Source organism: Luteibacter sp. KNZ12-1A, assembly GCF_056755675.1.
Genome location: NZ_JBPGXU010000151.1, coordinates 1 through 6,831 on the forward strand (window position 1 = coordinate 1; position 6,831 = coordinate 6,831).

At 67.8% G+C, this 6,831-nt stretch carries 3 protein-coding genes; 1 reads left to right on the forward strand and 2 read right to left on the reverse strand.

From position 1 onward, the window contains the following. Positions 1-81: 81 nt before the first annotated feature. A complete protein-coding gene (locus ACR9ZJ_RS18485) occupies positions 82-2,187 on the reverse strand; it encodes a RelA/SpoT family protein (RefSeq protein ID WP_481281140.1) in 2,106 nt (701 codons plus the stop codon). Between the two features lie 19 nt (positions 2,188-2,206). After that, positions 2,207-6,244, reverse strand: a complete 4,038-nt coding sequence (gene hrpA, locus ACR9ZJ_RS18490) for an ATP-dependent RNA helicase HrpA (RefSeq protein WP_481288585.1) — start codon at positions 6,242-6,244, stop codon at positions 2,207-2,209. Positions 6,245-6,364: 120 nt separating this feature from the next. Here hrpA and ACR9ZJ_RS18495 point away from each other — a divergent pair. After that, positions 6,365-6,831 (forward strand): Dps family protein (locus tag ACR9ZJ_RS18495; protein WP_481281142.1); only part of this gene is annotated, 467 nt, incomplete at its 3' end.

The following is a 6,831-nucleotide window of genomic DNA, read 5'->3' on the forward strand; positions in this document are numbered from 1 at the left end:
GGGGGGGCCCCCCCGGGCCCGGCCGGCCCCGCCCCCCCGGGGGGGTGGCCCCCCGGGGGGGCGATGGGTGCTCGCGAAACCTCACCTGCCCCCCAACCGCCGTGCATCCGTCACGTTCGCCAACGCCCCCAACCGGCCCAGCAAGGTCGACAGCTGCTCGTAATCCTTCACGCGTAGCGTGAAGCGCATCTCGACCTCGCCCGTGCGTACGTGCACGCGGCTGGAAGACGCCACGATGTGCGGCCCCACGTTGTTGATCGTCGTGGCGACATCCTTTTGCAGACCCTTGCGATCGTAGCCACGCAGTTCCACGTCGACTTCGTAGTTCTGCACGTCGACCCGGCCCCAGCTCACGTCGATCACACGCTCAGGGTTGCGCCGCGCCAACCGGGCCAGCGACGCGCAATCCGCACGGTGTACCGATACGCCGCGGCCACGGGTGATGAAACCGCGCACCGGGTCTCCCGGCAACGGCTGGCAGCAGCGCGCCAGCGTGGTCAGCAAATTGCCCACGCCCTCGATCGACAAGGCACCACGGTCATGCTGCGCGCCGCGGGAAGCGACCGGATTGCCCGACTGCGTGATCTCCGCCTCGACGGGCTCCTGCAGCGAACGCGCGACCTGGCCGAGCGTCACCTCGCCCAAGGCCACCGTGACGTACAGTTCCTCCACGTTCTTCAGGCGGAAATGCGCCGCCAGCTTCGACAGGTCGACGTCGTCCAGGGCGAGGCGGCGCAACTCCTTTTCCAGGTTCGCCTTGCCAGCCAGGATGTTCGCCTCGTGCGCCTCGCGGCGGAACCACGCGCGCACCTTCTCCTTCGCACGCGAGGTATTGAGGTAGCCGTGGTGCACGGAGAGCCAGTCGCGGCTGGGCTCGGATACCTTCGTCGTGAGGATTTCCACCCGGTCGCCGCTGCGCGGCTGGGTGGTCAGGGGCACGATGCGGCCGTTGACCTTCGCGCCGCGGCAACGGTGACCCACCTCGGTATGGATGTGATACGCGAAATCGAGCACGGTCGCGCCGCGTGGCATGTCGATGACCTCGCCCTTGGGCGAAAGCACGTACACGCGGTCTTCCATCAACTCGGTTTCGAATCCGGCGGCCAGTTCGGCCTCGTCCTCGCCACGGGGCTCGAGCAGCTTGCGCATCCAGGCGATCTTCGCCTCGAACTCGGAATCAGCGCTGCCGCCTTCCTTGTAGCGCCAGTGGGCGGCCACGCCGAGTTCGTTGGCCCGGTGCATCTCGTACGTACGGATCTGCACCTCGAGCGTCTTGCCCTCGGGACCGAGCACGGCGGTATGCAGGGAGCGATAACCATTGCCCTTCGGACGCGCGACGTAGTCGTCGAACTCACCGGGCAAGTGCGGCCACAGGCTGTGCACGAGCCCGAGCGCGGCATAGCAGTCGGCCACGCTGTCGACCAGGATGCGCACCGCGCGGATGTCGTAGAGGTCCGAGAACTCGAGCCCCTTCTTCTTCATCTTCTTCCAGATCGAGAAGATGTGCTTCGGGCGCCCTGCCAGGTCGGCCTTGATACCGGCACCGTCCAATACCGCGCGCAACTGCGCCAGGCTCTCAGCGATGAAGTGCTCGCGGTCGGCGCGGCGCTCGTCGAGCAGTCGCGCGATGCGCCGGTAGGTGTCCGGTTCGAGATAGCGGAAGGCGAGGTCTTCCAACTCCCATTTCAGCTGCCAGATACCCAGGCGGTTGGCCAGCGGGGCGTGGATGTCCGAGGTGAGCTGGGCCAGTTCGCGCCGTTCGTGGTCGGGCAAGGCCATGGCGGTGCGCATCGCCGCCAATTGGCGTGCCAGCAGGACGAAGACGACGCGCAGGTCGCGGATGATCGCGAGGAGCAACCGGCGCAGCCCCTCGGCACCACTCGCCGGCCCGCGTTGCGCGTGCAGCGCCCAGACCTTCTCCGCTTCGCCCTGGCCATCGACAAGGCGGCGCAGCGTCGGCGCCCAATGCTTCGCCGCTTCGCCGGCGGCGTCCGGGTTGGCCTTGAGCAGCGAGAACCACAACGCCGACGCGCAGGTCTCGTCGTCGCATCCCAGTTGGCGGAGCAGCTCGACCACCGTCTCGCCCTCGGCTCGGGCCGACGCGGGCAGCGCTGCGCAAGCCTCGCGCGCGCGCTCGGTCAGCGGCATCGCGTTGGCTTTCACCTCGGGGGCGCGGGTGTCGCTCATCGCCTGTCCTCAGGGTTCCTCATCGTGTGGCGGCCTGTGCGGTTTCCAGCGCGCGTGCCAGCCGCTTGGCCGACACCGGTTCCGCCGTCTTCAATTCCTGGGCGAACAACGAGACCCGCCATTCCTCCAGCAACCAGCGCAGTTCGTCCCAGGTCCCGTCGTTCAACGCGGTCCCACCCGCATTGAGCAGCGCACGCCAGTACGGCAGCACCTGCAGCATACGCGACTGGTCGCGCGCCGGGTCCTGGCGAAGGCGCTCGCCGCGCAACCGCATGGCCTTGAGGTAGCGCGGGTAATGAGCCAGCCGTGCCAGTGGCAACTCGCGGAGGAATCCCGGCTGCAGCAAGGCCGCCAGTTGTTCGCGCAGGTCGTCGTAACTGGCCTTCGCGAAACCCATCAATGGCGGGTCCATCCATGGCTTGAGTTCGGCCTGTGCCTCGATGATCGGCTCGGCCATTTTCTGTCGCGCCATGGCCGCGCCGAACAGCTCGCGCCCCAGCTCCACGCGCAAGGCCTCGAACTCCCCCTGTGTTCGCGCATCCAGCCGGCGGTCCGCGATGAGATCCTCGAATCCCCCTTCGACCAGGTCCTCGCGCAAGCCGTCGATGCTGCCCAGGGGGGCGTACTTCAACGACAACGCGTTGGCGATGGGCAGCTGCCGCCGCGCACGCTTGAACTCGGGCGCGAGCGCCTGCCGGAGCAATCGTTCCACGCCGGCCAGATGCGCCTCCGCGGCCTCGTCCGCGCGTTCGAACACGCGCAGGGCCACGGCCTCGCCCAGGTCGACGAGCGCGGGGTAGGCCTTCAGGCCCGCCTCTGAGCGAACCTCCCGCGGGATCGACTCGAAATCCCAGGCGACGATATCCTCGCGAGTCAGTTCGACGTCGGTCTTGCGCGAGAAGGCTTCGCGAGCCTTGCTTTCCCAGCGCGCACGAATCTCGCCCAGGTCGCGTCCTTCGGCCACCGTGCGCCCATCCTCGTCGTGCACCCGGTAGCGCATGAGCAGGTGCGGAGGCAGTTCGGCAGCGGAGAACGCGGCGGCATCCACCTCCACGCCCGTGGTGCGCTTGAGGAAGGCCGCCAAGGCCCTGGCCAGTGGCTCGTCGCGAGGGCCCTCCGCTTCGGCGAAGGCACGCGCGAAATCGGGTGCGGGAACGAAGTTGCGGCGCAGCGCCTTGGGCAAGGAACGAATGAGCTCCGCCACCTTGTCGGCCAGGAGCCCACCCACCAGCCATTCGCCCCGTGCCGCCGGCAAGGCGTTGAGGAAGGCCAACGGCACCTGGATGGTGACGCCGTCGGCGGGATCGCCCGGCACGAAACGGTATTCGAGACGGTAGCGATGCTGGCCGATGTCGAGCGAAGCCGGAAAAGCCTTCGGGTCGAGGCCGGCGCCATGGTCCATCACGTCGGCGAGGGTCCAGCGCAACGCCGCCTGCTCGCCTGGCGAGGCCTTGCGATACCAGGCGTCCAGCGCCCGCGCATCGGCGATCTCCTCCGGCAGTTTGCCGTCGAAGAAGGCGGCCAGCGCCTCGTCCGCGCGCAACAGGCCGGCGCGGCGCTGCTTCGCCTCGATGTCGTGGGCCTGTTCCAGCACGCGCGCGTTGGCACGGACGAAATCGGCGCGGCTGTCGATGTCCGCGCGCACGAGCGCCTCGCGCACGAAGATCTCGTGGGCCAGCCGTGGATCCTGCCTGTGGAAGGTCACCGGCCGGCGCTCGACCAGGACCAGGCCGAACAGGGTGACCTGTTCGTACGCGACCACGGCGCCGCGCTTGCGCGACCAGTGGGCATCGCGCGCGGTGGCCCTGACCAGATGCGCCGCTTGTGTCTCGACCCACGCGGGGTCGATGCGTGCGCACATCATGGCCCAGATGCGGCCACCGATATCGATGATCTGCGCGGCGAATACCCAGGCCGGGGGAGCCTTGGCCAGGGCCGACCCCGGAAAGACCTGGAAACGTCGCTCGCGCGTGCCGCGGAACACGCCCTTCTCGTCCTTGTGCCCGACCTGGGTGGGCATGCCGGCGAGCAGGCTGCGATGGACGGCTTCGAACAGGGCGTCACCCTGGGGGGGCGACGCGGGTGCGACTTTTCCCTTTTCAGGCTTGCCAGCCTGGTGGGAGCGGACCCTGTCCGCGATTCGGGCGGAGCGGCGACCTCCATCGCGGACAGGGTCCGCTCCCATCGAGCTGGATTCTTCCGACGAAGTGGACTCGGCTCGCGCCGTCGCGGTCGACCAGCCGAGGTCGCGGATGACCAGCACCAGTTGCCGATGCAGCTCCCGCCATTCGCGCATGCGCATGAAACTCAGGAAGTGCCTGGAGCACCAGTCGCGCAGCTTGGACGAGGTGAGTTCCTCGGCGTTGTCGAGATAACCCTTCCACAGGTTCAGCACGCCGACGAAGTCCGACTTTGGATCGGCGAACTGCGCATGCGCCGCGTCGGCCTGCCCACGCGCCTCCGGCGGTCGTTCGCGCGGGTCTTGAATGCTCAGGAACGCCACGATGGTCGTGATCTCGGCGAGGCAGCCCAGGCGTCGCGCCTCGACCAGCATCCGCGCCAGCTGGACGTCGATCGGCAGGCGCGCCACGGTGCGTCCCACCTCGGTCAGGCGGCGGCCGTCGTCGATGGCTCCGATCTCCGCGAGGCGACGGTAGCCATCCGCGACGACGCGCGGATCGGGTGCGTCGAGGAACGGAAAATCCTCCACCTCGCCCAGGTCGAGCGCGAGCATGCGCAGGATGACGTTGGCGAGCGAGGAACGCAGCAACTCGGGATCGGTGTATTCGGGCCGAAAGACGAACTCCGCCTCGTCGTACAGGCGGTAGCAGATGCCGGGGCCGACGCGTCCACAGCGGCCCTTGCGCTGGTTGGCCGCGGCTTGCGAGATCGGTTCGACGTGCAGGCGCTCGAGTTGGCCGCGCTGGCTGTAGCGTTTCACGCGAGCCGTGCCCGAATCGACGACATAGCGGATGCGTGGCACGGTGAGCGAGGTTTCCGCCACGTTGGTGGCCAGCACGATGCGCCGCTTCGTTCCCGGTCGGAACACGCGATCCTGCTCGTTCGCCGACAACCTCGCGTACAGCGCCAGTACCTCGGTCTCCCGATACTGCTTGCGCGACAGCAACAGGTGCGTGTCGCGGATTTCACGTTCGCCGGGAAGGAACACCAGCACGTCGCCGCGTGGGTCTTCCCGGGTGATCTCGTCCATCGCATCGGCGATCTGCTGCGAGATGTTGCCCTCGCCGCGCTCACCCGGCGGACGGTAGCGGACCTCCACAGGATACGTGCGTCCCTCGACCGTCACGATCGGCGCGTCGCTGAAATGCGCCGCGAAACGTTCCGTGTCGATCGTCGCCGAGGTGACGATGATCTTCAGCTCGGGCCGGCGCGCGGCGAGGCGCTTGAGGTAACCGAGCAGGAAATCGATGTTGAGGCTGCGCTCGTGCGCCTCGTCGATGATGATGGTGTCGTAGGCGGACAACCAGGGGTCGGACTGCGTCTCGGCGAGCAGGATGCCGTCGGTCATGAACTTGACCAGGGCCTGGTCGGAGACCTTTTCCGTGAAGCGGACCTGGAAGCCCACCTTGTCGCCGATCGGCGTACCCAGTTCCTCGGCCACGCGCACGGCCACCGAACGGGCGGCGAGGCGGCGAGGCTGCGTGCAGCCGATCAGCCCTGCCTCGCCGCGACCGGCGGCGAGGCACAGCTTCGGCAACTGGGTGGTCTTGCCCGAGCCGGTCTCGCCCGCGATCACCACCACCTGGTGCTCGCGGATCAACGTGACGATGTCGTCGGCGCGCGCGGCGATCGGTAGCGAGGCATCCACCGTGATCGGCGGCTTGGAGGCCGCCCGGGCGGCCCGGCGGGCTGTCGAATTCGCGATATCGGCCGCCAGCGCCTCGACCCTGGCCGGATCGGGCTTGCGCGACAGCGCGCGCCAACGGCCGAGCAGGCGGCCGAAGTCGCGGCTGGTCACCTGCGCCAGCGCGTCGCGCAGTTCTCGCAGGCGCGGGTCGGGGGAAGGAGGTCGTACGGGACGTGTGGAGGTGCTCATGGGAACGCCAATGATAGCGTGGGCCTATCGGCGGCATCGGAAGGTTTCATTTCACGTGCACCTGGGAGGCCGTTAAGATTTCGCTCCAACGATCGAAGAAACCCCAAGGAGAGTCGCCACATGGCCATCGATATCGGTATCGCCAAGAAGGACCGCGAAGCGGTCGCCAAGCAGCTATCAAAGCTCCTGGCGGACACTTACTCGCTCTATCTGAAGACCCACAACTTCCACTGGAACGTCACGGGCCCCCAGTTCAACAGCCTGCACGCCATGTTCGAGGTCCAGTACAACGCCCTTTGGCTGGCCGCCGACGAGGTCGCGGAGCGCATCCGCATCCTCGATGTCTTCGCCCCGGGCTCCTACAGCCAGTTCTCCAAGCTCACCTCGATCAAGGAAGAGGCCGGCGTACCGGAGTGGAAGGACATGGTCGCCCAGCTGGTGGATGGCCACGAGATCGCCGCCGCCACCTCGCGCGACACCATCAAGGCCGCCGAGGCCGTGGGTGACGAAGGCACGGCCGACATGGTCACCGGCCGCCTGAAAGACCACGAGAAGACCGCCTGGATGCTGCGCTCGCTGCTGAAGTA